This is a genomic window from Zobellella sp. DQSA1 (assembly GCF_041950555.1).
In the GTDB taxonomy this organism is placed as follows: domain Bacteria; phylum Pseudomonadota; class Gammaproteobacteria; order Enterobacterales; family Aeromonadaceae; genus Oceanimonas.
This window is the reverse complement of the sequence record NZ_CP169531.1, coordinates 2,599,674-2,624,948: the sequence shown is the minus strand read 5'-3', so window position 1 is coordinate 2,624,948 and position 25,275 is coordinate 2,599,674. Positions and strand designations below refer to the sequence as shown.

At 61.1% G+C, this 25,275-nt stretch carries 27 protein-coding genes and 2 tRNA genes; 17 read left to right on the top strand and 12 right to left on the bottom strand.

All coding sequences use genetic code 11. The features are described from left to right. Positions 1–87 precede the first annotated feature (87 nt). Both fabF and ACEVBK_RS12645 read left to right on the top strand, forming a co-directional pair. Positions 88–1,353: a beta-ketoacyl-ACP synthase II gene (gene fabF / locus ACEVBK_RS12650; protein ID WP_375055299.1), complete on the top strand. Its 1,266-nt coding sequence runs from the start codon at positions 88–90 to the stop codon at positions 1,351–1,353. A gap of 250 nt (positions 1,354–1,603) precedes the next feature. Then, positions 1,604–2,365, top strand: a complete 762-nt coding sequence (locus tag ACEVBK_RS12645) for a tRNA-(ms[2]io[6]A)-hydroxylase (RefSeq protein ID WP_375055298.1) — start codon at positions 1,604–1,606, stop codon at positions 2,363–2,365. Here the strand turns inward: ACEVBK_RS12645 and ACEVBK_RS12640 are convergent. From ACEVBK_RS12640 to pspF, 6 genes are read right to left on the bottom strand one after another with little or no spacing between them, the layout of a single operon-like run. Beyond that, a complete protein-coding gene (locus ACEVBK_RS12640; protein WP_375055297.1) occupies positions 2,362–3,156 on the bottom strand; it encodes an ATP-binding cassette domain-containing protein in 795 nt (264 codons plus the stop codon). The genes ACEVBK_RS12645 and ACEVBK_RS12640 overlap by 4 nt on opposite strands. Then, positions 3,153–4,154, bottom strand: coding sequence for an oligopeptide/dipeptide ABC transporter ATP-binding protein (locus ACEVBK_RS12635; protein ID WP_375055296.1), 1,002 nt, complete (start codon positions 4,152–4,154; stop codon positions 3,153–3,155). Before ACEVBK_RS12635 ends, ACEVBK_RS12640 begins: the two co-directional genes overlap by 4 nt. Continuing rightward, positions 4,154–5,047 carry an ABC transporter permease subunit gene (locus tag ACEVBK_RS12630; RefSeq protein ID WP_375055295.1) on the bottom strand — a complete coding sequence of 298 codons (894 nt, stop codon included), beginning with the start codon at positions 5,045–5,047 and terminating at the stop codon, positions 4,154–4,156. Before ACEVBK_RS12630 ends, ACEVBK_RS12635 begins: the two co-directional genes overlap by 1 nt. Next, on the bottom strand, positions 5,031–5,993 hold the full coding sequence (locus ACEVBK_RS12625) for an ABC transporter permease (protein ID WP_375055294.1): 963 nt from the start codon (positions 5,991–5,993) through the stop codon (positions 5,031–5,033). Before ACEVBK_RS12625 ends, ACEVBK_RS12630 begins: the two co-directional genes overlap by 17 nt. Before the next feature lie 2 nt (positions 5,994–5,995). After that, positions 5,996–7,594: an ABC transporter substrate-binding protein gene (locus ACEVBK_RS12620; RefSeq protein WP_375055293.1), complete on the bottom strand. Its 1,599-nt coding sequence runs from the start codon at positions 7,592–7,594 to the stop codon at positions 5,996–5,998. Positions 7,595–7,596: 2 nt separating this feature from the next. Next, positions 7,597–8,604, bottom strand: coding sequence for a phage shock protein operon transcriptional activator (gene pspF, locus ACEVBK_RS12615; protein ID WP_375055292.1), 1,008 nt, complete (start codon positions 8,602–8,604; stop codon positions 7,597–7,599). Between the two features lie 209 nt (positions 8,605–8,813). On the opposite strand from pspF, the gene pspA reads away from it, so the two are divergent. Genes pspA through ACEVBK_RS12590 form a run of 5 tightly spaced genes read left to right on the top strand, consistent with a single transcriptional unit; the run spans position 8,814 to position 12,493 of the window. Then, positions 8,814–9,479: a phage shock protein PspA gene (gene pspA, locus ACEVBK_RS12610; RefSeq protein ID WP_375055291.1), complete on the top strand. Its 666-nt coding sequence runs from the start codon at positions 8,814–8,816 to the stop codon at positions 9,477–9,479. After that, complete coding sequence (gene pspB, locus ACEVBK_RS12605; protein ID WP_375055290.1) at positions 9,479–9,712, top strand: envelope stress response membrane protein PspB; 234 nt, start codon at positions 9,479–9,481, stop codon at positions 9,710–9,712. Before pspA ends, pspB begins: the two co-directional genes overlap by 1 nt. After that, on the top strand, positions 9,697–10,086 hold the full coding sequence (gene pspC / locus ACEVBK_RS12600; RefSeq protein WP_375055289.1) for an envelope stress response membrane protein PspC: 390 nt from the start codon (positions 9,697–9,699) through the stop codon (positions 10,084–10,086). The genes pspB and pspC overlap by 16 nt, the downstream gene beginning before the upstream one ends. Then, positions 10,083–11,486: a YcjX family protein gene (locus tag ACEVBK_RS12595; RefSeq protein WP_375055288.1), complete on the top strand. Its 1,404-nt coding sequence runs from the start codon at positions 10,083–10,085 to the stop codon at positions 11,484–11,486. Before pspC ends, ACEVBK_RS12595 begins: the two co-directional genes overlap by 4 nt. Then, a complete protein-coding gene (locus ACEVBK_RS12590) occupies positions 11,483–12,493 on the top strand; it encodes a YcjF family protein (RefSeq protein WP_375055287.1) in 1,011 nt (336 codons plus the stop codon). Before ACEVBK_RS12595 ends, ACEVBK_RS12590 begins: the two co-directional genes overlap by 4 nt. Before the next feature lie 26 nt (positions 12,494–12,519). Here ACEVBK_RS12590 and ACEVBK_RS12585 read toward each other — a convergent pair. After that, positions 12,520–12,595 (bottom strand) — tRNA-His (locus tag ACEVBK_RS12585). Between the two features lie 6 nt (positions 12,596–12,601). Further along, a tRNA-Arg gene (locus ACEVBK_RS12580) sits at positions 12,602–12,678 on the bottom strand. Positions 12,679–12,861: 183 nt separating this feature from the next. On the opposite strand from ACEVBK_RS12580, the gene folD reads away from it, so the two are divergent. Together folD and ACEVBK_RS12570 are read left to right on the top strand one after the other, a co-directional pair. Next, entirely contained in the window at positions 12,862–13,719 is an 858-nt protein-coding gene (folD, locus tag ACEVBK_RS12575; protein ID WP_375055286.1) for a bifunctional methylenetetrahydrofolate dehydrogenase/methenyltetrahydrofolate cyclohydrolase FolD, read from the top strand. A 9-nt stretch (positions 13,720–13,728) separates the two neighbouring features. Then, on the top strand, positions 13,729–14,574 hold the full coding sequence (locus ACEVBK_RS12570) for an ion transporter (RefSeq protein WP_375055285.1): 846 nt from the start codon (positions 13,729–13,731) through the stop codon (positions 14,572–14,574). A gap of 1 nt (position 14,575) precedes the next feature. Here the strand turns inward: ACEVBK_RS12570 and ACEVBK_RS12565 are convergent, their stop codons facing one another. The 3 genes from ACEVBK_RS12565 to cysS form a co-directional block, all read right to left on the bottom strand. After that, positions 14,576–14,908: a hypothetical protein gene (locus ACEVBK_RS12565; RefSeq protein WP_375055284.1), complete on the bottom strand. Its 333-nt coding sequence runs from the start codon at positions 14,906–14,908 to the stop codon at positions 14,576–14,578. A gap of 287 nt (positions 14,909–15,195) precedes the next feature. Continuing rightward, on the bottom strand, positions 15,196–15,483 hold the full coding sequence (locus ACEVBK_RS12560; protein WP_375055283.1) for a hypothetical protein: 288 nt from the start codon (positions 15,481–15,483) through the stop codon (positions 15,196–15,198). Between the two features lie 99 nt (positions 15,484–15,582). Then, the gene (cysS, locus tag ACEVBK_RS12555; RefSeq protein ID WP_375055282.1) at positions 15,583–16,959 is read right to left on the bottom strand and encodes a cysteine--tRNA ligase; all 1,377 of its coding nucleotides are present in this window, start codon (positions 16,957–16,959) and stop codon (positions 15,583–15,585) included. 147 nt (positions 16,960–17,106) lie between these two features. Here cysS and ACEVBK_RS12550 point away from each other — a divergent pair, with 147 nt between their 5' ends. From ACEVBK_RS12550 to ACEVBK_RS12525, 6 genes are all read left to right on the top strand, one after another. Continuing rightward, the gene (locus tag ACEVBK_RS12550) at positions 17,107–17,604 is read left to right on the top strand and encodes a peptidylprolyl isomerase (protein ID WP_375055281.1); all 498 of its coding nucleotides are present in this window, start codon (positions 17,107–17,109) and stop codon (positions 17,602–17,604) included. Between the two features lie 72 nt (positions 17,605–17,676). Then, the gene (lpxH, locus tag ACEVBK_RS12545) at positions 17,677–18,414 is read left to right on the top strand and encodes a UDP-2,3-diacylglucosamine diphosphatase (RefSeq protein ID WP_375055280.1); all 738 of its coding nucleotides are present in this window, start codon (positions 17,677–17,679) and stop codon (positions 18,412–18,414) included. Continuing rightward, the gene (locus ACEVBK_RS12540; protein ID WP_375058563.1) at positions 18,408–18,779 is read left to right on the top strand and encodes a diacylglycerol kinase; all 372 of its coding nucleotides are present in this window, start codon (positions 18,408–18,410) and stop codon (positions 18,777–18,779) included. Before lpxH ends, ACEVBK_RS12540 begins: the two co-directional genes overlap by 7 nt. Before the next feature lie 465 nt (positions 18,780–19,244). Continuing rightward, entirely contained in the window at positions 19,245–19,916 is a 672-nt protein-coding gene (locus tag ACEVBK_RS12535) for a CsgG/HfaB family protein (RefSeq protein ID WP_375055279.1), read from the top strand. Between the two features lie 16 nt (positions 19,917–19,932). Beyond that, positions 19,933–20,289, top strand: coding sequence for a DUF4810 domain-containing protein (locus ACEVBK_RS12530; protein WP_375055278.1), 357 nt, complete (start codon positions 19,933–19,935; stop codon positions 20,287–20,289). Next, positions 20,289–20,936, top strand: coding sequence for a DUF799 domain-containing protein (locus ACEVBK_RS12525; protein ID WP_375055277.1), 648 nt, complete (start codon positions 20,289–20,291; stop codon positions 20,934–20,936). Before ACEVBK_RS12530 ends, ACEVBK_RS12525 begins: the two co-directional genes overlap by 1 nt. A 301-nt stretch (positions 20,937–21,237) precedes the next feature. On the opposite strand, the gene tyrR is transcribed toward ACEVBK_RS12525, so the two are convergent. Further along, entirely contained in the window at positions 21,238–22,794 is a 1,557-nt protein-coding gene (gene tyrR, locus ACEVBK_RS12520) for a transcriptional regulator TyrR (RefSeq protein ID WP_375055276.1), read from the bottom strand. Positions 22,795–23,016: 222 nt separating this feature from the next. Here tyrR and ACEVBK_RS12515 point away from each other — a divergent pair, with 222 nt between their 5' ends. Together ACEVBK_RS12515 and ACEVBK_RS12510 are read left to right on the top strand one after the other, a co-directional pair. After that, the gene (locus ACEVBK_RS12515) at positions 23,017–23,577 is read left to right on the top strand and encodes an acyl-CoA thioesterase (RefSeq protein ID WP_375055275.1); all 561 of its coding nucleotides are present in this window, start codon (positions 23,017–23,019) and stop codon (positions 23,575–23,577) included. Beyond that, positions 23,578–24,996 carry a PLP-dependent aminotransferase family protein gene (locus ACEVBK_RS12510; protein ID WP_375055274.1) on the top strand — a complete coding sequence of 473 codons (1,419 nt, stop codon included), beginning with the start codon at positions 23,578–23,580 and terminating at the stop codon, positions 24,994–24,996. Positions 24,997–25,275: the final 279 nt, after the last annotated feature.

Here is a 25,275-nt window from a genome sequence, read left to right as displayed (position 1 = left end):
TCCCCGAGATGAAAATATTATCTTGATCATACATTGACCGAGGATATCTTGCATTCGTGCATGTGGCTCACCATGGAGGCAAGAAAAATGAATTCACCTATTGTAATCAGTGGTATGGGGATCGTCAGCCCACTGGGTTGCGGTGTTGACGCCGTGTGGCAGAAACTGTTGTCGGGGGATTCGGGTATCCGCCATATCGACCATTTCGATACCTCCGGCTTTCCGGTACAGCTGGCCGGCCTGGTACCCGATATAGCACAGGATCCTGAACACGGACTCGATGAACTGGCTGTTGTCGGTCTCAAAGAGCGCAAGAAGATGGACCGCTTTACTCTTTTCGCCCTGGCTGCCGCCCAACAGGCGCTGCAACAAGCCAACTGGTTCCCCGTTTCCGACGCCGAACAGCGGAGCACGGCGACGGTGATCGGTACGGGTATCGGCGGCTTTCCCACCATCACCCATGCATCCCAGACATTGACCGCCCGTGGCTACAAGAAGATATCGCCCTTTACCGTACCGTCGTTTCTGGCCAATCTGGCGGCGGGTAACGTATCGATCCGGTACGGGTTCAAAGGTCCCATTGGTTGTCCGATTACGGCTTGCGCCGCCGGGCTTCAGGCTATCGGGGACGGTATGCGGCTGATCCGCAGTGGCGAGGCCGAGGTCGCGCTGGTCGGCGGTGCGGAAAGTTGCATCGATCCACTGGCACTGGCGAGCTTTCACGCTATGAAAGCCCTTTCCACCCGTAATGAATCGCCACGGGAGGCCTCGCGTCCTTTTGATCGCGAGCGCGATGGATTCGTCATGGGCGAGGGGGCCGGCGTCCTGGTTATCGAAACCCTGGCCCATGCCACTGCACGCGGTGCAACCCCCCTGGCCATCATCAATGGTTATGGCACCAGTGCCGATGCGTATCATATTTCGTCCGGTCCGGAAGACGGCGCCGGTGCCGCCGCCGCCATCGGCAGCGCACTCAGGATGGCCGGCCTGACCCCCGGGGATGTGGACCACATCAATGCGCATGCCACCTCGACACCCGTTGGGGATAATGCGGAGATTGCCGCCTTGAGGAGCGTCTTCGGAGCGTCGCTGCCGGGTATCCCCATCTCCGCCACCAAATCGGCCACCGGCCATCTGCTGGGGGCCGCCGGCGGTGTCGAAAGTATCTTCACGGCCCTGTCCGTCATGCAAGGCCGGCTTCCCCCCACGCTGAACCTAACGCATGCGGATGCCGGAATGGAGGATCTGGATCTCGTGCCCGATCTGGGGCGTCGCCATCAGGTGCGGCATGCCTTGTGCAATGCCTTTGGTTTCGGTGGCGTGAATGCGGCGCTGATCGTCAGCCGTATCTGATAACACTCGCCCGGGCTCGCGGTTTTCCGGGAGTTCGGGCCATCCCCTGGCACGATCATTCATACCTGTGCCATCTCCGTTGGTCTCAAATTGCCCAGGTTGGTGCAGGCCTGTTCGCGGGAGAGGGGCCGCGGCCGTTTTTCGGAACATTTTTTGGCTGTCGCGACAGGCGCTAATTGATAGAATGCGTCAATCGGCAACATTACCGTCGCCACCGTGCACCGATAGACTCGTTTTGGATTTCAGTCCCTTGAATACAGAATTCAGCCAGTTACTGGCCCCCGTCCATGGCTTTTTGCATTGTGCCACACCCGATGAATGGATAGCCGAGGCGCGCAAGCCCGAGCATCTGGCCGCCCTGCTGGTGGATCACGCCAACTGCGAGATGAAGGCGGCGATGAGCGCCCACCGCCTGGTGCGCCGCTACTGCCTGCCGAAGGACAAGCGCAAGCTGCTGCCCAACCTCGATTTCTACAAGTCGCTGGATGCCCTGCCGGAAAAGGGCGAGGTGCTGGGCAAGCAGGCCCTGACCGAAGACAACAGGCGGGTGTTCGACGAGTTGGCCAAGAACGAGCTGCTGGTGAAGATGGTGCGCCTTATCCAGGAAGAGCTGCACCATTTTGAACAGGTACTGGCGATCATGCAGGCCCGCGGCATTGCCTACGGTACCCTGTCCGCCTCCCGCTATGCCGGCGGGCTGCTGGTTCATGTGCGTACCCATGAACCGGCGGCCATTGTCGATCGCCTTATTATCGGTGCCTACATAGAGGCACGTTCCTGCGAGCGCTTCGCCCGGCTGGCGCCCTGGCTGGATGACGAACTGGCCCGCTTCTACGCGTCGCTGCTGCGCTCCGAGGCGCGTCACTACCAGGATTACCTGACGCTGGCGCGGGAGTACGCGGGAGAGAGCATCGACGAACGGGTGGCCTTTTTCGGCGAGAAGGAGGCGGAGCTTATCACTTCACCGGATACGCTGTTCCGTTTCCACAGCGGGGTGCCGGCGCTGGCCTAGCCGCTGTGCCAGCGGTATTCGTTGTCGTAGCTTTGCAGCAGGCGCAGGCCCTGCTCGCTCTGGGGGTTGGTCAGTACCTTGGCGGTGGGGCCGGCCTCCACCACATGACCTTCGTGCATCAGTATCACCTGATCGCTGATGTGGCGGACCACGCCGAGATCGTTGGCCACTATGATGTAGGACAGCCCCAGGGTGCTCTGCAGGCTGAGCAGCAGGTTGATGATCTGGGAGCGGACCGATAAATCCAGGGTGGAGATGGTTTCGTCGGCGACGATGATCCTGGGCGAGAGAATCAAGGCCCGGGCCAGGGCCACCCGTTGTTTCTGGCCGGTAGAGATCATGCCCGGGTAAAAGTGATAGTGATCCGGCAGCAGCCCCACCATGCGCAGGGTGTCCAGCACCAGCGCTTCCCGCTGCTCGGCGTCCAGCTCGGTGTTGAGGCTGAGCGGCGCCTCCAGGATCTGGCCGATGCGGCTGCGCGGGTTGAGCGAGGTATTGGGGTCCTGGAAGATCATGCGCAGCAGCTTGCAACGCTTCTTGTCATCCCCCGCCTCAATCTTGTCGCCGTCGATGTAGACGCTGCCCTGGGTGGGCGGCATCACCCCCGCCAGCACCTTGGCCAGGGTGCTCTTGCCGGAACCGGCTTCGCCCATCAGCGCCAGGGTCTGGCCCCGCTCCAGGGTGAACGACAAGGGGTAAAAGGCGGTCTTGCGCACTTTGCGGAACAGCCCGCTCTGATTGACGAACACCTTGCTGAGATTGTCGACCTTGAGCAGTGGCACCTGGCTCATCTGGACTTACCTTTTTGCATGTTGAGCGGGAAATGGCAGTAGTAGACGTGGCCCTTGACCTTGGCCAGGGGGGGCGTGATCACACACTGTTTCTGGGCATTGGGGCAACGGGGGCCCAGGCGACAGCCGATGGGCAGGTTTTGCAGCGGCGGTATCACCCCCGGCAGGGTATTGAGCCGGGATTTGTGGGGCAAGCTGCCGTCCAGATCCGGCATCATCTGCAGCAGGGCGGCGGTATAGGGATGGTGGGGGCGGGTCAGGATCTGTTCCCGGGTACCCGATTCCACCGTCTGGCCGCAATACATCACGGTGATGTTGTGGGTGAGTTGGGCGAAGGAGGTCATGTCGGTGCTGATCAGCAGTATGGTGGTGCCCGAGAGCTTGTTCACCCGTTCCAGCAGCCGCAAGATCTGGGCCTGGTTGGTGGCTTCCATGGCATTGGTGGGTTCGTCTGCCACCAGCAGCTTGGGCTGGTTGGCGATGGCCATGGCGATCATCACCTTCTGGCACACCCCTTCCGACAACTGATAGGGGTAGGCGTTCATCACCATCCGGTGATCCTTGATGCCCACCCGATGCAGCAGGCCGACGGCCTGCTGGCGGCGCCAGTACCAGCGCTGCCACCACTTGCCCTGGAAGCTACGGGCGGGAATGGCTTCCTCCAACTGGGCGCCGATTTTTTCGGAGGGGTCCAGGCAACTGGAGGGTTCCTGGAATACCATGGCGATATCCCGTCCCATGATGCGCCGCCGTTCCTTGGGCGACAGGCTCTGCAAATCGATATTATCCAGATACATGCGATCGGCGGTCACCCGCCAGGTGTCCTTCTCGATGCCGACGATGGTCTGGGCCACCAGGCTCTTGCCCGAGCCGGACTCGCCCACCAGGCCGCGGATCTCGCCATCGGCCAGGGTCAGGCTGAACTTGTCCACCGCCTTGACCATGCCCTGGGGCGTGTCGATTTCGATGGTCAGGTTGCGAATATCCAGTAGCGGCATCAGTTCATTACCTCGTTGATGGCCTGGCGCAGGCCTTCTCCCACCATGTTCACCACCAGCACCGAGAGCAGTATCGCCAGCCCCGGCAGGATGGCTATCCAGGGCGCCAGGTAGACCAGCTCCATGGCGTCGGACAGCATGGCCCCCCACTCGGGGCGGGGTGGCTGGGCGCCCAGGCCGAGAAAGCCCACGGCGGTGATGTCCAGGATGGCGGACGACAGGCCCCGGGTGGTCTGGCTGACGATGGTGTCGCTCAGGTTGGGCAATACCCCAAACCTGAGTATACGCCAATGGTTGGCACCATCGAGGCGCAGGGCGGTGATGTATTCCTTCTGCATCTCGTCGGACACGGCGTTGTAGGTGGCGCGGATAAACTGGGGCGTCAGCGCCAGGGTAATGGCCAGCAAGGTGTTGAACAGTCCCGGTCCCAGAATGGCCACGAAGATGATGGCCAGCAGCAATGAGGGGATGGACAACAGGGTGTCGAGCAGGTGGTTGAGGATGCTCGACTTGAGTCCCTTGCTCATGCCGCCGAGGATGCCGATGCAGCCGCCTGCCAGCAACGCCACCAGCACCACCAGCACCCCGTTACCGAAGGTGAGACGGGCGCCGATGATCAACCGGGACAGCATGTCCCGGCCCAGGTCGTCGGTGCCGAGGAAGAAGTCGATGTTGCCGTTGTCGGCCCAGGAAGGGGGCAGCAGCAGCACCTGACCGAACTGCTCGTAGGGCGGGTAGGGCGCCAGCCAGGAGCCGAACAGGGTCAGCAACGAGAGCACACCCAGCCCCCAGAGACCGATCATCGCCAGGGTATTCTTGCGAAACAGATCCCAAGCCTGCTCCTGCGGTGAACGAACCTTGAGCTCGGGATAAATATTAGCCCTGCTTGGCATAAAGGGCCTTCCTTCTGGTGGGATAAATCAGGGTGGAAACGATATCAACCGCCACGTTGGCCACTATGGTGAAGGTGGCGATGGCCAGGGTGCCACCCTTGATGGCGGCATAATCCTGCAGCGCGATACTGGTGACCAGCCAGCGGCCCAGCCCCGGCCAGTCGAACACGATTTCGGTCATCATCGCCGAGGTCAGCACGGTGCCGAGCTGCAATCCCAGGGTGGGAATGGCGACGGGAAAGGCGTTGCGCAGGCCATGGCGCAGTATCACATGGGTTTCGCTCAGGCCCTTGGTCAGGGCCGCCCGGATATAGTTCTGCTTGAGCACCTCCAGCAGGGCGCTGCGAATTTGGCGGATCACCTCGGTGGTGGGCACTATGGCCAACACCAGGGAGGGCAGTATCAGGTGCCTGAGCGCATCCACGAAGGCGGACCAGCGGTAGGGATGGTCGGTCAACAGCGAGTCGATGGTCATGATGCCGGTCACCGGACTGATGTCATACAGCAGGCTGAGCTGGCCCGATACCGGCAGCCAGCCCAGGTTGAGCGAGAAAAACATCACCAGCAGCAGCCCCAACCAGAATACCGGTATCGAATAACCCACCAGGGTGCCGGTGAGGATCAGGGTGTCCTGCCAGCGGCCCTGGCGCAGGGCCGCCAGGGTGCCGATGGGCACGCCGACCAGCATGGAGATAATAAAGGCCGCCAGGCACAGCTCCAGGGTGGCGGGAAAATACTGGCCGAGGGCGCCCAGTACCGGCATGCCGGTGGCGCTGGAGATGCCGAAATCCCCGGCCAGCAGCTGGCGGATGAAAACCAGATAGCCGGCCCAGAAGTCGCCACGGCTCTCGCTCAGCAGATGATATTCCAGCCCATAGGCGATTAGCGTCAGCATCAGCAGGGTGGTCAGCAGCAGGTTGACCCGCCGTAACAGATAGACCAGCATGGCTACTCCTTATAAGCCTGGTGGAAGGCCACGCCGCCGTAGGGCAGCAACCGCAGCCCCTTCACCTGGGTGCGATGGGCCTGCAGCTTGAGGCTGTGCACCAGCGGGATCAGGGCCATATCCTGATAGGCCAGCTCCTGGGCCAACTGATAATGGCGGATACGGCTGGCCAGTCGTGGTTCGGCCAGGGCCTGATCCAGTTGTCGTTCGAACAGCGGGTGGCACCAGCGGCTGGCATTGGTGCCGGCGGCAATGGCCTGGCAACTCAGCAGGTTGCGCAGCATGTTGTCCGGATCCGGGGTATCGGCCGACCAGCCGGTGAGCACCGCATCCTGGCCGCCGATGATCAATTCCCGTCGCAAGATCTGCTCTTCCAGGCTCAGCAAGCGAACCCGGATGCCCAGCCCGGCCAGTCGGCGCTGGATCAACTGGCCGGTCTTGAGCCCGTCCGGGTTGAAGGTCCGGGCACCGGCAGGTACCAGCAGGGTCATGTCAAAGCCGTGCTCCCGGCCGGCCTGCTCCAGCAGCAGCCGTGCCCGGGCCATGTCCGGCAGCGGCATCAGCAGATTGGGGTGGTAGCCCCAGGAAACCGGCGGCAGCAACGACTCGGCCAGGGAGCCGATATCGAAATACACCGCGTGCAGTATGTCTTCCCGGTTCAGCGCCAGGCTCAGTGCCTTGCGTACCCGGATATCGTTGAAGGGGGGCTTCTCGGTATTGAGCGCCAGCACTGCCACATTCATGCCGGTAGCCTGGCTCAGCGCCAGATCGGAATGCTGGTGGATCACCGACAGCTGACTGGTGCCGGGGTGAGCCATGACATCACACTCGCCGGTCAGCAGCTTGGCCAGCCGTTTGGACGACTTGGGGGTAATGTCGAACACCAGCTGGTTCAGGCGGGCACTGCCGCGCCAGTAAGTGGGGTGGCGATGGTAACGGATAAATTCATCGGTACGATACTGGCTGAGTATAAAGGGGCCTGTGCCTACCGGCTGCTGGTCGAGCAGTTGCGGTGTGCCCGCGGCCAGCAGTTGACCGGCATATTCCGCCGACAGGATCACCGCATAGTCGGTGGCCAGGTTGGATAAAAAAGACGCATCCGGGCGGGTGAGCACAAACTCCACTTCGTTGTCGCCCAGTGCACGTACCTCGCGGATAAGATCGCGCCAGCCAATGCTGTCGAAGAAGGGATAGCGGCCGCCGCTGACCTCATGGTAGGGATGTTGCTCATCCATCAGCCGGGCAAAGGTAAAGACCACGTCTTCCGCCGTCAGCGGACGGCCGGGACTGAACCAGGCGGTATGATGAAAGGTCACGCCGGGCCTCAGGGTAAAACGATAGCGCAGGCTGTCTTCGCTGCGGGTCCAGCTCATGGCCAGGGCCGGTACCGGCTGCTGATTGTTGGGATCGATATCCAGTAATCGATCGTACAGCTGGTGGGCGGTGGCATCCAGGGTTTCGGTGGAGGTGACCAGTTGCGGGTTGAAGGTGAGTGGGGCCCCTTCAATGCAATACAGCAGGCTTTCCGCCGCCAGTTGTCGGTTACCGGTGTCGCATCCTGCCAGCAACAGGGCGAGCAGGCCGCTGAGCCATAAACGCATGCTTAATCCTTGTGTTCTGCTTTCTCGCCCGCCGGCAAGAGGGAAGCATATTTACGCAGCAGTCCGCGCAACTGGTGATAACTCAACCCCAGCAACTCGGCGGCCTGGCGCTGATTATAACGGGCCTGGGCCAGGGCGGCTCGGATAAGCTGCCTTTCTTCCCCGGCCAGATGGACCCGCAGGTCGAGCGGCAAGGCCGCCGGTTGGCCCGGCGGTGCCGCCGTGGATCCTTCCGGGCGCCAGGGCGAGGCGAAAGGGTCCAGATACAGCTCGGCCAGCGGGATTTCCGGCTGGCCATGGCGGTACAGGCTGCGCTCGATCACGTTTTTCAGCTCCCGTACATTGCCCGGCCAGGGGTGGGCCAGCAACTGATCGCGGATATCGGGGCTGAAGCCGGCAAACAGTGGCCAGCCCAGTTCCATGCACAGGTTGACCGCAAAGTGTTCGGCCAGCCGCAGTATATCGTCACCCCGGGCACGCAGGGGCGGCAATGTAACCACATCGAAGGCCAGTCTATCAAGCAAATCGGCTCGAAATTCTCCTGCTTGCGCCAGGGCGGGCAGATCCCGGTTGGTCGCGCATACCAGACGTACATTGACCGATACCGCCTGGCCGCCGCCAACCCGCTCGAATTCGCCGTATTCTATCACCCTGAGCAGCTTCTCCTGCACCCGCGGGCTGGTGGTGGCCAGTTCATCAAGGAACAGGGTGCCGCCGTCGGCACGCTCGAAGCGGCCCAGGTGACGCTTCTGGGCGCCGGTAAAGGAGCCGGCCTCATGGCCGAACAATTCGGACTCCAGCAGGTTTTCGGCCAGGGTGGCGCAGTTGAGGGAAATAAAGGGCTGCTGCCAGCGGGGGGAAAGATAATGCAGGCGGTGGGCCACCAGCTCCTTGCCGGTGCCCCGCTCGCCCACTACCAGCACCGGCTTGTTCAGCTGTGCCAGCAGGGACACCTGTTCCAGCATGGCCAGCAGGTGGTTGGACTGACCGATCAATTCATTGTCCGTCATGGCATATCAACTTGGCGAAATTTGCTAAATGGTAGCGTTATTCGCCGACATTGACTAATCCCGTGGTTGATGATTTTTATTTTTTATTTGTTTTTCAATTGATTAGTGGATTTTATCGAGTTGGCATATAAATTGTTAAGTATAGGGTAAGCGGGCCAGGTCCTTTGGCGCCGTGGCCCAATCACCCTGACGTCCTTGGAGGCTGAACCATGAGTATTTTTTCCCGACTGGCGGATATCATCAACGCCAACCTCAATTCTCTGCTGGATAAGGCCGAAGATCCGGCCAAGATGGTGCGGCTGATCATCCAGGAAATGGAAGACGAGCTGGTGCGCGAACGTTCCAACCTGGCCCGTTTCCTGGCCGAGAAGAAAGACCTGCTGCGGCAGATCGAACGCCACCGGGAGCGGGTGGCGGAATGGCAGGACAAAGCCGAACTGGCGCTGACCAAAGGGCGCGAGGATCTGGCCCGTTCCGCGCTGATGGAGAAAAACAAGCAGAACGAGCTGCTGGGCGCACTGGAGCGGGAATGCGGGGCGGTGGAGGAGGGCATGAACAAGCTGTCCGAGGCCATCGGTGCGCTGGAAGCCAAGCTGTCCGACGCCCGCGCCCGCCAACAGGCGATGCAGCTGCGTGAGCGTAGCGCCCAGAGCCGGATCAAGGTGCAGGAGCGGGTGCGTTACAGCGAAACCTCGTCTGCGGTCGACAAATTCGATCGCATGGAGCGTAAGATAGATGAGCTGGAAGCCAAGGCGGATCTGTACAGCCAGAGCAAGGGGCTGGATCAGGCCTTTGCCGAGCTGGAGGTGGACGACGCCATCAGCCGGGAGCTGGACAAGCTCAAAGCCAAAATGAACAAGAGCGAGGATAACTGATGTCCGAACTGGCCTGGGCCCTGGTGGCCCCCCTGAATATTTTCCTGTTCCTGGTGGTCCCCATCTGGCTGGTGCTGCATTACCGCAGCAAGCGCCGGTTGGATGAAGGGCTGGGCGAGTCGGCCCGCCAGCGGCTGGAGCAGGCCTTGCACCAGGCGGAACAACTGGCCGAGCGGGTAGAAACCCTGGAGCGGCTACTGGATCAGGAGGTTCCCGAATGGCGTCGACCCTGATGAACCTGTATCGCGACAAGCGCAACGGCAAGCTCGGCGGTGTCTGCGCCGGTATCGCCCGCAGGGCCGGGGTCGAACCCTGGCTGGTGCGGGTGCTGGCGGTGACCGGCCTGGTGTTTGCCAGCTTCCTTACCTTCGTACTCTATATCGCGGCCTGGCTGTTGCTGGAGGACAGGCCCGAACAGCCGGAGCCCGAGTCGGACCATGTGAAAACCACCGGCTGGCAGTCGGGTTTGTCGCCGCAAGAAGCGTTGGAAAAGCTGGAAGGCAAGCTCAAGCGGCTTAACGGTCGGGTGGCCGAGATGGAACAACTGATGACCTCCCGGGAATTCCGCCTGCGTCGGGCATTCAACGAACTGCGCGAGGATAAATGAGCAAGACCGCACTGGAGCAGTGGCGTCACAAGGCCGGCGCCTGGGTGCAACGAGGGTTGGATCACCGACTGAGGCTGGCGGTAACCGGTCTCAGCCGCAGCGGCAAAACCGCCTTTATCACCAGCCTGGTCAACCAGCTGGAGCACGCCGGGCTGGATGCCCGGCTGCCTCATTGGCCGGTGGCGGCGGAAGGACGCCTGCTCGGTATCAAGCGGGTACCGAGCCGTCATCACCATGTACCGACCTTCGGCTACGAGGCTGCCCTCGGCCAGCTGTCGGCCCGGCCGCCGGTGTGGCCCGAGCCTACCCGGGGCATCAGCGAGATTACCCTGGCCATCAAGTACCGGCCCAGGAACCGGCTCAAGCGCAGGCTTCATGACAATGCGACCCTCTATCTGGAAATCGTCGATTACCCCGGTGAATGGCTGCTGGACCTGCCCTTGCTGGCGATGAGTTATGCCGAATGGAGCGGGCAGCAGCGCGCTTTGTTGCAAACTCCCGCGCTGGCGGAGCTGGCCGCGCCCTGGTTGCAGGCGGGGGCCTCTCTTGCTGCCGACAGTCCCGTCGATGATGCCCGGCTGGCTGCACTGGCGGCGGCTTACACCCAGTGGCTGCTGGATATCAAGCGCGAGTGTGGGGCTTACCTGGTGCAGCCCGGGCGCTTTATCCTGCCCGGTGAATATCAGGGCGCGCCCATGCTGCAGTTCGTGCCCTGGGTCTGGGGCGAGGTACCCGCCGGGCTCAACGACGGTCACCACCATGGCATGATGGAGGCGCGCTTCGAGCACTATAAAAAGCACCTGGTACAGGGCTTTTATCGCGATTTCTTCGCTGGTTTTGATCGGCAGATCGTGCTGGCGGACTGCCTGACGCCGCTCAATCAGGGACCCGGCAGCTTTGCCGATCTGGGCCGTGCGCTCGAGGCTATCCTGCAGAGCTTCGAATACGGCAAGAGCGGCTGGTGGCAGCGGTTGTTTGCCCCGCGTATCGACAAGCTGTTGTTTGCCGCCACCAAGGCCGATCACCTGACCCCGGATCAGCATGGTCGCCTGACCCGGTTGCTGGCCACCCTGGTTCGTGGCGGTCATCGCCACGCCCGGCTGTCCGGCATCGATATTCATACCCTGGCCCTGGCGTCGATCAAGGCGACCCACAGCGGTCAGGTCCAGCACCAGGGTGACCGCATTCCCGCCCTGCAGGGACGCCGGCTGGGAGACTTTGAGCCGGTCACCCTCTACCCGGGCGAGGTACCCGAGGCCCTGCCCCGAGACGATTTCTGGCAGCGGCAGGGGTTCGATTTTACCGAATTCGCCCCGCCCCTGTGGCAGCCCGAGGCGCCGCTGCCCCATCTGCGCCTGGATCAGGCGCTGGCCTTCTTGTTGGGAGACAAATTATCGTGAGTTTGAAAGGCAAGGTGATCCTCGATACCTCGCTGCAGTCACCGGACTCCGAGCCGTTGCGGCCCGGTCAGCGGCTGGAGCAGGACGACTTTATCGCGCTGGACGACGCGCCGGAGCCGCACCTGGCCGAGGGCCTGCGGCCCCGCCGCCGGCATTGGCTGTGGTGGAGCGGCGGCCTGTTGTTGTTGTTGCTGCTGCTGGTGCACTCCGCCGTCAATCTGTGGCAGACCTGGCAGGACAGCCTGCTGCTGGGCGCGGCCTGGAGTCTGGCGCTTGCCCTGCTGGCGCTGGCGGCCCTGGGCAGCCTGTGGCGCGAACTGCGCTTGCTGCGTACCCTGGAGCGGGTGTCGAGTCAGCGGGAGCGGGCCGAGCAGCTGCTGGCGGGCCAGGGCTGCGGCCAGGCCCGGATTTTCTGCGAGCAACTGGCGCGGCAAAGCGACCTGGTGCAGTCGGATGCCTACCAGACATGGCTGCAGAGCCTGTCGGAACAGGAACAGGATACCGAAGTGTTGTCGCTCTACAGCCGGCAGGTGCTGAGTGTGCAGGACAGGCAGGCCCGGGCCTGGGTACTGAAATGGTCCGGCGAGGCGGCGGTCATGGTGGCGGCCAGCCCCCTGGCGGCGGTGGACATGCTGCTGGTGTTGTGGCGCAACGTGCGGATGATCGAAGATATCAGCGCCTGCTACGGCATCCGCTTGGGGATGGCCAGCCGCTGGCGGCTGCTCCGCCGGATCCTCCACCATATGCTCTATGTGGGGGTCTCGGAGGCAGCCATCGACATGGGCATGGATCTGCTCGGGCTGGAGCTGGCCGGGCGCTTGTCGGCCCGGGCGGGACAGGGGGTGGGCGCCGGCCTGCTTACCGCTCGCCTGGGGGTGCAGGCCATGGATCTGTGCCGTCCCGTACCCTGGCAGGGGGAGGAAAAGAAACAGCTGGGCGGTATTCGCCGGGCCCTGATCGACAAGGTCAGTAAAATACTGCTGCGCAGTGACACGGGCAAGACATGATGGAAATACACAGGGAAGGGCAGGGATGGGGTGACCGACGGGGCTCGAACCCGCGACAACCGGAATCACAATCCGGGACTCTACCAACTGAGCTACGGTCACCACAAATGGCGCGCCCTGCAGGACTCGAACCTGCGACCATCCGCTTAGAAGGCGGATGCTCTATCCAGCTGAGCTAAGGGCGCTTTTTGCAGTTACCCAGCGGCCAGGCCGCTGCGTAACGGGGCGGCATCATACCTATTTGCACCTGTGGGGTCAACGGCTTTATCCGGGCCATGCGGCCGGATAAAGCCGTTGGTGCTCGCTTATCAAAGCCCTGAAAAAATGCGACAATCGCCGCAGGTTTATAAAGGTGAGAATCAACGCAGATGTCAGCTCAAATAATCGATGGAAAAGCGATTGCACAGGCAGTACGCAACCAGGTGGCCGAACGGGTAGCCGAACGCAAAAGCGCAGGCAAACGTGCCCCGGGCCTGGCGGTGATACTGGTGGGTGCCAATCCCGCTTCCCAGGTGTATGTCGGCAGCAAGCGCCGGGCCTGCGAGGAAGTAGGGTTTATCTCCAAATCCTACGATTTGCCTCAGGAAACCGCAGAGCAGCAACTGCTGGACTTGATCGACGAGCTGAACCAGGACGCCACCATCGACGGCATCCTGGTGCAACTGCCGCTGCCGGCCCATATCGACAGTACCCTGGTGATTGAACGCATCCACCCGCACAAGGATGTGGATGGCTTCCATCCCTACAACGTCGGCCGCCTGGCTCAGCGTATCCCGGCCCTGCGCCCCTGTACCCCCAAGGGCATCATGACCTTGATCGAGCGCAGCCATATCAAAACCCACGGCCTTAACGCCGTGGTGGTGGGCGCTTCCAACATAGTGGGCCGACCGATGACCCTGGAGCTGCTGCTGGCCGGTTGTACCACCACCACCTGCCACCGGTTTACCGAAGAGCTCAAGACCAAGGTGGAAGGGGCCGACCTGCTGGTAGTGGCGGTGGGCAAGCCCAACTTTATTCCCGGCGACTGGATCAAACCCGGTGCCGTGGTGATCGATGTGGGTATCAACCGCCTGGACGACGGCCGCCTGGTGGGCGACGTGGAATATGCGGTAGCCGCCGAACGCGCCGCCTACATCACTCCGGTGCCCGGTGGCGTGGGCCCCATGACGGTTGCGGCCCTGATCGAGAACACCCTGATCGCCTGCGAACGCTATCACGACAATTAAGGTGAGCCCATGCGGTGGCCCTACAAGGACGTACTCTATACGGTGATTTTCGGCACCGAAACGCCGGCGGGCCGTCGCTTTGATATTGCCCTCATTGTTGTCATACTGCTGTCCATTGCCGTCTTGTTCCTGGATTCCATGGGCTCGGTGCGGGCGCAGTACGGTGGCCTGCTCTATGGGCTGGAGTGGGGCTTTACCCTGATGTTTACCCTCGAGTACGGGTTACGGGTCTATTGTGCCCAGAACCGGGCCGCCTACATCAAGAGCTTTTACGGCATCATCGATTTGCTGGCGGCGCTACCGACCTATCTGGCGATATTTATCCCTGGTGCCAGTTTCCTGATGATAATCCGCCTGCTGCGGGTGTTGCGTATCTTCCGCATCCTCAAGCTGATGCGCTACGTCGACGAAGCCAATATCCTGCTGCGTTCGCTCAACCAGAGCCGGCGCAAGATCGTCGTGTTTTTCAGCACCCTCTTTATCCTGGTGACGTTATTCGGTTCCATGCTCTATGTGGTGGAAGGGCCGGAAAACGGCTTTACCAGCATCCCCACCAGCATCTACTGGGCCATTGTCACCATCACCACCGTCGGCTTCGGCGACATTACCCCGCAGACCTCGCTGGGTCGTGCCATCGCTGCGGTCACCATGTTGATGGGCTACGCCATCATCGCGGTGCCCACCGGTATCATCACCGCCGAGCTGGGGCGGGAGATCCGCCGTGAATACGACCTGCGTCACTGCCCCCAGTGTGACCGGAGTGGCCATGACCGGGATGCCCGTTATTGCAAGTATTGCGGTGGAGAAATGGAAGAGGAGAGGTTAAAAGGAAGGGGAACCAAGGCTCCCCTGTGATTTACTGATTGCTTTCTTCCATCATTTCATCCAGTCGGCGTTCGGCCTCGGCGGCGGCTTCATCCATGGCCTGCTCCATTTCGCCGGCGGCGTCCATGGCGCTTTCGGTGGCGTCATCCAGGTTTTCACCGAGTTCTTCCATGGTTCCCTGTTGCTCCACACCCAGCGCTTCCCTGGCGTCATCGGCCATCTGTTCGCTCTGCTCCTGTACCCTTTCGATGGCTTCATCGACATTTTCACCGGCTTGTTCGGCGGGGCCCTTGTTGTCGCAGGCGGCAAGACCAAAAGCCGTAACAGAGGTAAACAGCAGAACATTAAGCAATGACTTTTTCATATCGGTTCCTCGCTAGATTATATGGCGGCCAGGCCGCTTTTGTGTTTTTGCTCTATTAGTAATAGCGCAGCTTTGGCCCGAATAACAGTAGCAGTTTGAGGAAGGAAATCGGCTGTTATTATAAAAAAATCAACTATATCAGTTAGTAACAGGAATAAGCGAACCAGAGTGACGTAGCAGGATAAGTGAAACTCGGTGCCGGTATGACGAAGTTTGTCATCCTATTGTGCCGTTATTACGGAATGGGGAAGGCGGTGTGATGACACCGCCTTTCTTTGTCAACCGGGTTATTCCTGGTTCAGGGTTCTGTCCATGATTTCGTTCAGGCGATCTTCCGCTTCTCTGGACGCTTCTTCTATGGCTTGCTGAAACTCTTCCTTCTGCTGTTCCAAAGTTTCCGGTTTCGGCTCGGTATCGAGATCGGCTGTTCCATTCTGATAAGGTTCGGGCTGGGATGCCGCTTGCTGCATTACCTCGTCGATCTTGTCACCGACATCGGCAGTCGGGCCTTGCTCTTCGCAGCCACTCAGGCCGAGCAGGGCGGCCAGCAGGGCGGCCGGAATTACTTTTTTCATCTCGGGGCTCCTTTAAAAACCTGGTTAGGGGCTCGCTAAAAAACGGGGCACCCATTATGGTGCCCATGACAAAATTTGCAATATCGGGTGCCGTGGCGGTTATTTTCGGCGCCAGCGGGTACCTTCGGGGCCATCTTCCAGCACGATACCCATCTCGGTCAGCTTGTTCCGGGCGGCATCGGCGGCAGCCCAGTCCTTGGCCTGGCGGGCATCGAGCCGGGCCTGGATCAGGCGCTCGATCTCGGCCACTTCCTCGTCGGCGCCGGCCTCGCCACGCAAAAAGGTCTCGGGATCCTGGCCGAGCAGGCCCAGTACCCCGGCCAGTTCGCGCAGGCGGGCGGCGAGGCCGGCGGCGGTGTCGTCCTTGCCCTTGAGCCGGTTTATCTCCCGCGCCAGATCGAACAGCACCGAATAGGCTTCGGGGGTGTTGAAGTCGTCATCCATGGCCGCCTTGAAGCGGGTCACGAACTCCTCGCCCCCCTCCGCCGCCGTCGTCGGCAGATCGCGCAGGGCGGTATAAAAGCGTTCCAGCGCCGCCCGGGCCTTGTTCAGGTTGTCGTCCGAGTAATTGAGCTGGCTGCGGTAGTGGCCGGACAGCAGGAAGTAGCGAATGGTCTCGCCGTCGTAGTGATCCAGCACGTCACGGATGGTGAAGAAGTTGCCGAGCGACTTGGACATCTTCTCCTGATCTACCATCACCATGCCCGAATGCATCCAGGTGTTGACGTAGGGGCTGTGGTTGGCGCAGCAGCTTTGGGCGATTTCGTTCTCGTGGTGCGGAAACTGCAGGTCGGAGCCGCCACCATGGATGTCGAAATGCTTGCCCAGGTGTTTGCCGTTCATGGCCGAGCACTCGATGTGCCAGCCGGGGCGACCCGGGCCCCAGGGCGAATCCCAGCTCGGTTCGCCGGGCTTGGACTGTTTCCACAGCACGAAATCGAGCGGGTTGCGCTTGGCCTGCTCTACTTCCACCCGGGCGCCGGCCTGCAATTGCTCCAGATTCTGTCCGGAAAGCTTGCCGTATTCCTTGAAGCTGCTCACCTCGAACAGCACGTCGCCGTTGTCGGCCACATAGGCATGGCCGTCCCTGATCAGGCTTTCGACCATATTGATGATCTCGGGAATATGCTGGGTGGCCTTGGGCTCGATATCGGGACGGGCGATATGAAGGGCGTCGAAATCCTTGTACATCTCGAGGGTGAGCCGTTCGGTCAGGGCATCGCAGCTCTCCCCGTTCTCGGCGGCACGTTTGATGATTTTGTCGTCGATGTCGGTGATGTTGCGCACAAAAGTCAGGTCATAGCCCAGGTAGCGCAGGTAGCGGGTGACCACGTCGAAGGCGACGAAAGTACGGCCGTGGCCGATATGACAGAGATCGTAAATGGTGACACCACAGACGTACATGCCGACCTTGCCGGGCACCAGGGGGGTGAATTGTTCTTTTTGTCGGGTAAGGGAATTGTAGATTTTCAGCATGATTCCGGGTCTTGGTGGTGAATGTTGGTCTGTGCGTATTGAACCTTTAATGGGCATTCGGTGCAAGCCTCGTGGGCTGTGGGGGTTCGCTAAAGCGGCGGCTTGCGTTAAAATCGATTTCTGAACCTATTATCTGGATACGCAATTATGGTTACACTGCACACTACTTACGGCGACATCACCCTGAATCTGTTTGCCGACAAGGCTCCGGAAACCGTTGCCAACTTCCTGCAATACTGCCGCGATGGCCACTACGACAACACCCTGTTCCACCGGGTGATCGACGGTTTCATGATCCAGGGTGGCGGCTACGGCCCCGGCTTCGAAGAAAAGGCAACCCGTGCCCCCGTCAAGAACGAAGCCGGCAACGGCCTGGCCAACAAGGTCGGCACCGTCGCCATGGCCCGCACCATGGAGCCGCATTCCGCCACCGCCCAGTTCTTTATCAACGTCAACGACAACGACTTCCTGAACTTCAAGTCTGCCACCAGCCAGGGTTTCGGCTACTGCGTGTTCGGTGAAGTCGTCGAGGGCATGGACGTGGTCAACAAGATCAAGGGTGTGGCCACCGGTACCAGTGGCTATATGCACCAGGATGTGCCGGTGGACGATGTACTGATCACCGGCGTGACCGTCGGCGAATAAGGCCTCCCGGCTGTTGGAAGCAATGCCCGCCCCGGCGGGCATTGCTGTCTTTGTATTCAGGAACCGCCATTCATGCCCTGTACCCTCTTTATCGCCGATCTGCACCTGAGCAACGGGCGGCCCGACATCACCGCCGCCTTCCTGCGCTTTATGCGTGAGGACGCGGTGCATGCCGATGCGCTCTATGTGCTGGGCGATCTGTTTGAATTCTCGATTGGTGATGACGAACCGAGCGAGCTGAACCGGCAGGTGGCGTCGGCCTTCCATACCTGCAGCGAGCAGGGCACTCCCGTTTATTTCATCCACGGTAACCGGGACTTCATGGTGGGGCGCCGTTTCGCCCGGCAAGCGGGCATGACCCTGTTGCCCGAGCACCGGATCATCGACCTCTATGGTAAGCCTGCGCTTATCATGCATGGCGACACCCTGTGCATCGACGACGCCGGATACCAGCGTTATCGTCGCATTACCCGTTGGCCCTGGCTGCAGTGGTTGTTTCTGCGGTTGCCGCTGCGCTTCCGGCTTAACATCGCCGACGGCATCCGCGGCAAGAGCGCCCAGTCCAAGCAGGACAAGATGATGCAGGTGATGGACGTGAACCAGGCCGAGGTGGTGCGGCAGCTTCGGCTGAACAAGGTGGACCTGCTGATCCACGGCCATACCCACAGGCCCGGCATCCATGAGCTCAGCATCGACGGCCGGTCGGCCCGGCGCATCGTACTCGGCGACTGGTACACCCAGGGCAGCGTGTTGACGGTCACCCCAGAGGGGGTGGAGTTGCAGAGCAGGGCTTTTAAGGAGCAATCATGAAACCCGGCAAGACAGGACTGACTCGTATTATCTCCGCCGGCGGTTATTCGCTGCAGGGCCTTAAGAGCGCCTATCGTAACGAGGCGGCCTTTCGCCAGGAGTGTTGGCTGGTGGCGGTAATGCTGCCCCTGGCCATCTGGTGGGAGGTAGGGCTGGTGGCCAGGGTACTGCTTATCGGCAGCCTGGCGCTGGTGCTGGTGGTCGAACTGCTCAACTCGGCGGTGGAGGCGGCGGTGGATCGCATCGGTCCCGAGCATCACGAACTGGCGGGGCGGGCCAAGGACATGGGCTCGGCCGCCGTGCTGCTGACCCTGTTGCTGGCGGCCCTGACCTGGGTGCTGGTATTTATCGATTATGCCTTCTGACTAACCGATCCCAGAGGGCTCTAAAATAGGGCCCCCTGCACTCCGACCGTGTTTTGCCCGCAGGATCCCGCAATTAAATCACTGATCCTAATGGCGCTACATCGACCGGGCACCGCACGCAGACACGCCGTGAACCCTGGGGGGCTCCGCTGCGCCGGTGTCGTGGAAACCGATGTTATCGCCGCACTGCGACTCGCCACTGGCAACTCGGTCGCGGCGCTCATTCCGGTGCCAGGCGCTTTGCACTCCCTGGCGCAGAGGGTCTGCTTAGCGGTACCCGCCGCTGCCTTGATTGAGCTACTATCCGGAACCGCTATTTAATGCCATGTTTGGAATGGTTTCCAAAGTGGTGCTTATATTGCTTCTACTCTTTTTTTACCTGAAATAGAATTGTGCCGGTTTGTTCGGCAATATCTTATCCAGATTATATTTTTGTTTATTTTTTATACGAAAGAGACGGTGATAATGAAAAAAACAACATTAGTTTGTGCCACCCTGCTGTCCGCCACTCTGGTCAGCGGCTGTGCAACCGAGTCTTCGCGCTCGCTGGCGGTAGAAAAAGTTAATTCCTATGGCAGCCAGTACCAAGGTGTTCGCAGTCCCATTTCCGTTGGGAAATTTGAAAACCGCTCCAGTTTTCAGCGGGGTATTTTTTCGGATGTGGTCGACCGGTTAGGCAATCAGGCCACCACCATACTGGTCACCCACCTGCAACAGAGCAACCGTTTCAATGTGCTGGACAGGACCAATATGCAGGAGATAAAAGCGGAGGCCGGAATTAAAGGGCAGGCGCAGGCGTTGAAGGGGGCGGATTATGTGGTCACCGGAGATGTAACGGAATTTGGCCGCAAGGCGGTCGGTGATCACCAGCTGTTCGGCATACTGGGGCGTGGCAAGTCACAGATTGCCTATGCCAAAGTCAACCTGAACGTGGTGAATGTACAAACGTCAGAAGTGGTCTTTTCCTCCCAGGGAGCCGGCGAGTACAGCCTGTCCAACCGTGAGATCGTCGGCTTTGGCGGTACCGCCGGCTATGACTCGACCCTGAATGGCAAGGTGCTGGACCTGGCCATTCGCGAGGCGGTAAATAATTTGGTGGCCGGCGTCGATCAGGGCGCCTGGAATCCGGTGCGGTAACGGACGGGAAGAGATAATGGACAAGAAACGCTATACCTTTTCGCTGCTTATGGCTGCCGTTTTGCTTGCCGGCTGTGCCGGGCCGAGCACGCTGTATCAGTGGGATGGCTATCAACCGTCGGTCTATCAGTATTACCAGGTAGATAACAACAATCTGGATGAGCAGGTCGCCCAACTGGAAGAAAGCATTGAGAAGGCACGGGCCAAGGATCGCAGGGTTGCGCCCGGTTTACACGCTCACCTGGGATTGCTTTATGCCAATAGTGGGAGAGAGCAGCAGGCGCTTGAACAATTTGCGGCAGAGAAGCGTTTGTTTCCCGAGTCTGCGGTGTTCATGGACTTTTTGCTGAAACAGAATAAGGGCACCCTGTAATGAAACGGAAACTGTATCCATTCCTGTTGCTTGTTACGGCGATATTGGCGGGCTGTGCCGCGCCTGAGGCTTACGACTATGCTGCTTTTAAAGCGTCCAGGCCCAAGTCCATATTGGTGTTGCCGCCGGCAAACCAGTCGCCTGACGTCAAAGCCAGTTACAGCCTGTTATCCCAGGTAACCTATCCGTTGGCGGAATCCGGCTACTACGTTTTTCCTGTCGCGGTGGTGGATGAAACCTTCCGGCAGAACGGCCTGGTCAACCCCGAGGACATTCATGATGTCTCCCTGGACAAACTGCACCAGATTTTTGGTGCCGATGCCGTGCTTTATATCGATGTCGAGGAATACGGTACCAGTTATATGATCATCAGCAGCGATACCCGGGTCACCGCCAGTGCCCGCCTGGTCGACCTTAGAACGGGGCAGCAGCTCTGGTCCGGCAAGGCCACCGCCTCCAGCAGCGAACAGAGCTCCAGCTCCGGCAGCCTGATCGGGATGATGGTGCAGGCGGTGATCGAGCAGATTGCCAGCACCCTGACCGACAAAGGACACCAGATCTCCGGTATTACCAGTGCCCGACTGTTGTCGGCGGGAGTGCCCAACGGCATTCTCTACGGCCCCCGCTCTCCGCACTCTGCCCAGTAACTCAGTGGAATGTCACGGCCGTACCCAACAGCGGGTACGGCCGGTTTGTTGACAACGTCCACCATCCTGTTGCCAGGGAGACATTTTTCCTTCAACGCCGCTGTTCAACAGTGGTTATCTTCGCACAGGCGGAGCTCCATGACAGTTTGCGTTGGGCTCCCGCTTTCGCGAGTGACAGGGAGTGGGAGACACGGCTTCAGCCGTGTGGCGGGCGCTTGCTAAGCAGGCCGAAGGCAACACCTTCGGCCATCCTTTCTTTCACGGTACCCGGGCTCCCGGCTACAGGCAGAGCCGGCTTAGCTCACTTCTGCCTACTGTGCTTGCCGATGCCGTAATCCTTGAGCTTGTTGGCAATGGCGGTGTGGGAGATATTGAGCCGCCTGGCCAGTTGGCGGGTCGAGGGGTACTCCGGGTAGAGTCGCTCCAGCAGTATCCGCTCGAAGCCTTTCACCGCCTCTTCCAGCGAGCCTTCGCACAGGGTGTCCAGCCCCTGGAGGCCGTTCTGCTCCGGCAACGACAGCTGGGCCAGATCCAGTTCATCCCCTTCCAGCAGGCTGATGGCCCGGTATAGGCTGTGCCTGAACTGGCGTACGTTGCCCGGCCAGGGATAGTGCTGCAGATAGTCGCCCAGGGCCCGGGACAGCCGGGGCAGGGGACGCTCCAGTTCGGCGGCGAAACGGGTACAGAAGTGCTGGGCCAGGGGCAGTATGTCCTTTTGCCGCTGCCGCAGGGGGGGAAGGTGCAAATTGAGCACGTTGAGCCGGTAGAACAGATCCCGACGGAACTGGCCACCCTGCACCAGGCCGGCCAGATCCTGCTGGGTGGTGCAGATAAAGCGGATGTCCACCTTGACCTCCTGCTCGTCGCCCAGGCGGCGGAAGACGCCGTCCTGCAGCACCCGCAGCAGCTTGAGCTGCAGCAGCGGTGACATCTCGCCGATTTCGTCCAGCACCAGGGTGCCGCCGTTGGCCTGATCCAGCACGCCGCGCTTGCCCTGGGTATTGTTGCCGAAGGCGCCGGGGGCGTAGCCGAACAACTCGTTTTCGGCTGCCTCGTCGGGAATGGCGGGGCAGTTGAGCAGGATAAAGGGCCCCTCGCCGCGCAGGCTGGCATTGTGGCAGGCCCGGGCCAGCAGCTCTTTGCCGGTGCCGGTTTCGCCCTGGATCAGCAGGGGGGCGTCCAGGGTGGCCAGCCGGCGCGCCTCCCGGATCAGCTCGTTCATGGCCGGGCTCTGGGCCAGGAAACCGTCGAAATGCCCGCTCTCCCGGCTGCGCATCACCTTGAAGTGCTGGCCCACCCGGTAGGCGGATTTGAACACCACCACGGCGCCGGCCAGGCTCTGTCCGCCGGACTCTTCCGTCACCCAGATGGGCAGGAAGTCGGCCAGATAGGGCTCTCCGCCGAGCGAGACTTTTTCGCTGAGCGGTTGCGGCTCGGCCTGCTCCAGCCAACGACCGACATGGACCCCTTTCAGCAGGGGACCCAGGGGTTGTTGCAGCAATTGCGGCTGGGGCTGGGCCAGCAGGGCGCAGGCGGCGTCGTTGGCCAGGGTGATGCGGCCCTGGGTGTCCACGGCTACCACGGCGTCGGGCAGCGCCTTGAGCAACGCCATGATGGCGTTGTGCTCCCGCTCGGAGGGCATGCAGGTAATGGTTTTGACGTCATGGACCCCGGGAATGCGACGGATGGCCGGCATCAGGTGCTGCAGGGCGGTAAAATCCAGGGTGGGGAAGTTCAGGTAGATGATGCCGCTGATGTCGATCTCGATGCCGCGCAGATCGATCTGGTGTTCCACCAGTATGTCCAGCAGTTCCCGGGTCAGGCCCAGGCGGTCTTCACAGGTAACTTTTAAGCGCATGGTGCTGTCTTGAGCCGTATCGGGCTGTAAATAATACCTTACAGCGGTGATGGATACGAGCCCCGGCCGGACGGGTCACGGGGGCGGTGTAAAAAAATCGGTTTTTTCGGCCACAAACGGTTTACGCCGAGGGCCGGCTCAGACATCCTTACAGCGCCTTGCCGGGTATGCGGGAAGGCGTGTGAGCAATTTATTCGGCAAAGATAACATTCAGGTGAAGCAATGAACGAAGCGGGTTTCAGAACGGTCAAGTCGTCCCAGGTGATCCTCAAAGAGCTGATGGTGCCTTCCTACGCCAATTTCGGCGGCAAGGTGCATGGCGGAATAATTTTGTCGCTGATGGACAAAATAGCCTATACCTGTGCCGCCACCCATGCCCAGGGGTATTGCGTGACCGCCTCGGTGGACTCGGTGGACTTCGTCAACCCGGTGGAAGTGGGCGAGCTGCTCACCCTGTACGCTTCGGTCAACTACGTGGGCAAGAGCTCGATGGAAGTGGGCATCAAGGTGGTGTCGGAAGACTTCAAAAACGGCATCGTCAAGCATACCAATACTTCCTACTTCACCATGGTGGCGCTGAATGAAGAAACCCGCAAACCCAGCCAGGTCGCCGGCCTGATCCTGGAGGATGAAGAAGAGATCCGCCGCTTCGTGATGGGCAAACTGCGCAAGCAGCTGCGCCGCGCCCACCAGCAGGAAATCGCCGATATCCGCCAGGCCCTGAACCTGGGCCAGGAAATGGCAGAGCTGAAAGGGGAGAACTGCCGGCTGGCGCGAGGCTGAGTGACCAAGTACGAGCAACTGGCCCGGCAGCTGCAACACCAGATTGCGGCCGGTGCCTGGCAGCCGGGAGACCGGTTGCCTTCCCTGCGGGAAAGCGTGCGCCGTTCGAACCTCAGCCTGATGACAGTGCTCAGCGCCTATCAGTTGCTGGAAAGTGAGGGCTGGATCCACTCCCGGCCCCAGTCCGGCTACTTCGTGGCCGAGCCGCTGGCAAGCACCATTCAGCACCCGCCGCCCTTGCTGCAACTGGCGGAAAGCGTCGATATCAACGCCTTTATCTTCAAGCTGCTGCAGGCCGGCGACGCTCCGGACTGCGTGGCCCTGGGCTCGGCCTTTCCCGACGCCTCGCTGTTTCCCCGCCAGCAACTGGCCCGCTCCCTCGGCCGGGTGGCCCGGCAACTGCACAGTCAGGGCACCGGCGTGAGCCTGCCCCCCGGCCGCATCGAGCTCAGACGCGCCATCGCCCGCCGCTATGCGGCCCGGGGCATGACGGTGTCGCCCGATGAGATAGTCATCACCTCGGGGGCGCTAGAAGCGCTCAACCTCGGCCTGCAGTCGCTGACCGCGCCCGGCGACTGGGTGGTAGTGGAATCGCCCGCTTTCTATGGCGCCTTGCAGGCGCTGGAGCGGCACCGGCTGAAGGCGGTAGCGGTGGCCACGGATCCGCGGGAAGGCATGGATCCGGACGCCCTGGCCGAGGCCCTGGAGCGCTACCCGGTAAAGGCCTGCTGGCTGATGAGCCATTGCCAGAATCCTCTGGGCGGTACCCTGCCGGCGGCCAGGAAGCAGCGGTTGCTGGCGCTGCTGGCCGAGCATGATGTGGCCCTTATCGAGGATGACGTCTACGGCGAGCTTTATGCCGGGGACGAGCCGCCCCTGCCGATCAAGGCCTGGGACGGGGAGGGGCGGGTGCTGCACTGCGCTTCCTTCTCCAAGACCCTGGGCAGCGGCATGCGCATCGGTTGGGTGGCGGCGGGGCGGCAGGCCGAGGCCGTGCAGCGGCTGCAACTGATGAGCACCCTGTCCACCAGCGCGCCGATGCAACTGGCCCTGGCCGACTACCTCGCCGGCCACCACTACGACAAGCACCTGCATACCCTGAGGCGCACCCTGGTGCAGCGCAAGCAGCGCTTCTGCCGGGCCGTGCAGCGGGCCTTTCCGCTCTCGGCCCGGCTGTATGGCGCGGAAGGCGGTTACTTCCTGTGGATCGAGCTGCCGGTGCCGGTTTGCACCACCCGGCTGTATTGGCGGGCACTGGAAGAGGGCATCACCATCGCCCCCGGGCGCATGTTCGCCACCGATGAGCGCTACCGGCACTGCCTGCGGCTCAATACCTCCCTACCCTGGAATTCCCGCAGCGACGCCGCCATCCGGCGGCTGGCGGAGCTGATCGGCGAACAGCTGGCCGGCAACCGCTAGCCCGTGTTCCGAGCCGGCCCTTGCAGCTACCGCTAGCCTGTCTGAGCATGACCGTTACGTGCTTGCGTTCGCAAGAGGTTCAGCCGGGGGTGGCGTGGCCGGTTCACGCAAATGAATTCGCGTCTACGTGATGAAAGCGTGTGCGCCTGTCGGCGAAACGGTGCCGGGTTGAATACGATTCGGTATGAGAGCACACCCTGACACCACTGTTATGCCATCCGGCTCACAGGCTACAACTGTTATGGTCCATTCTCGGCTCACTGTTTATGTCGCGGTGCC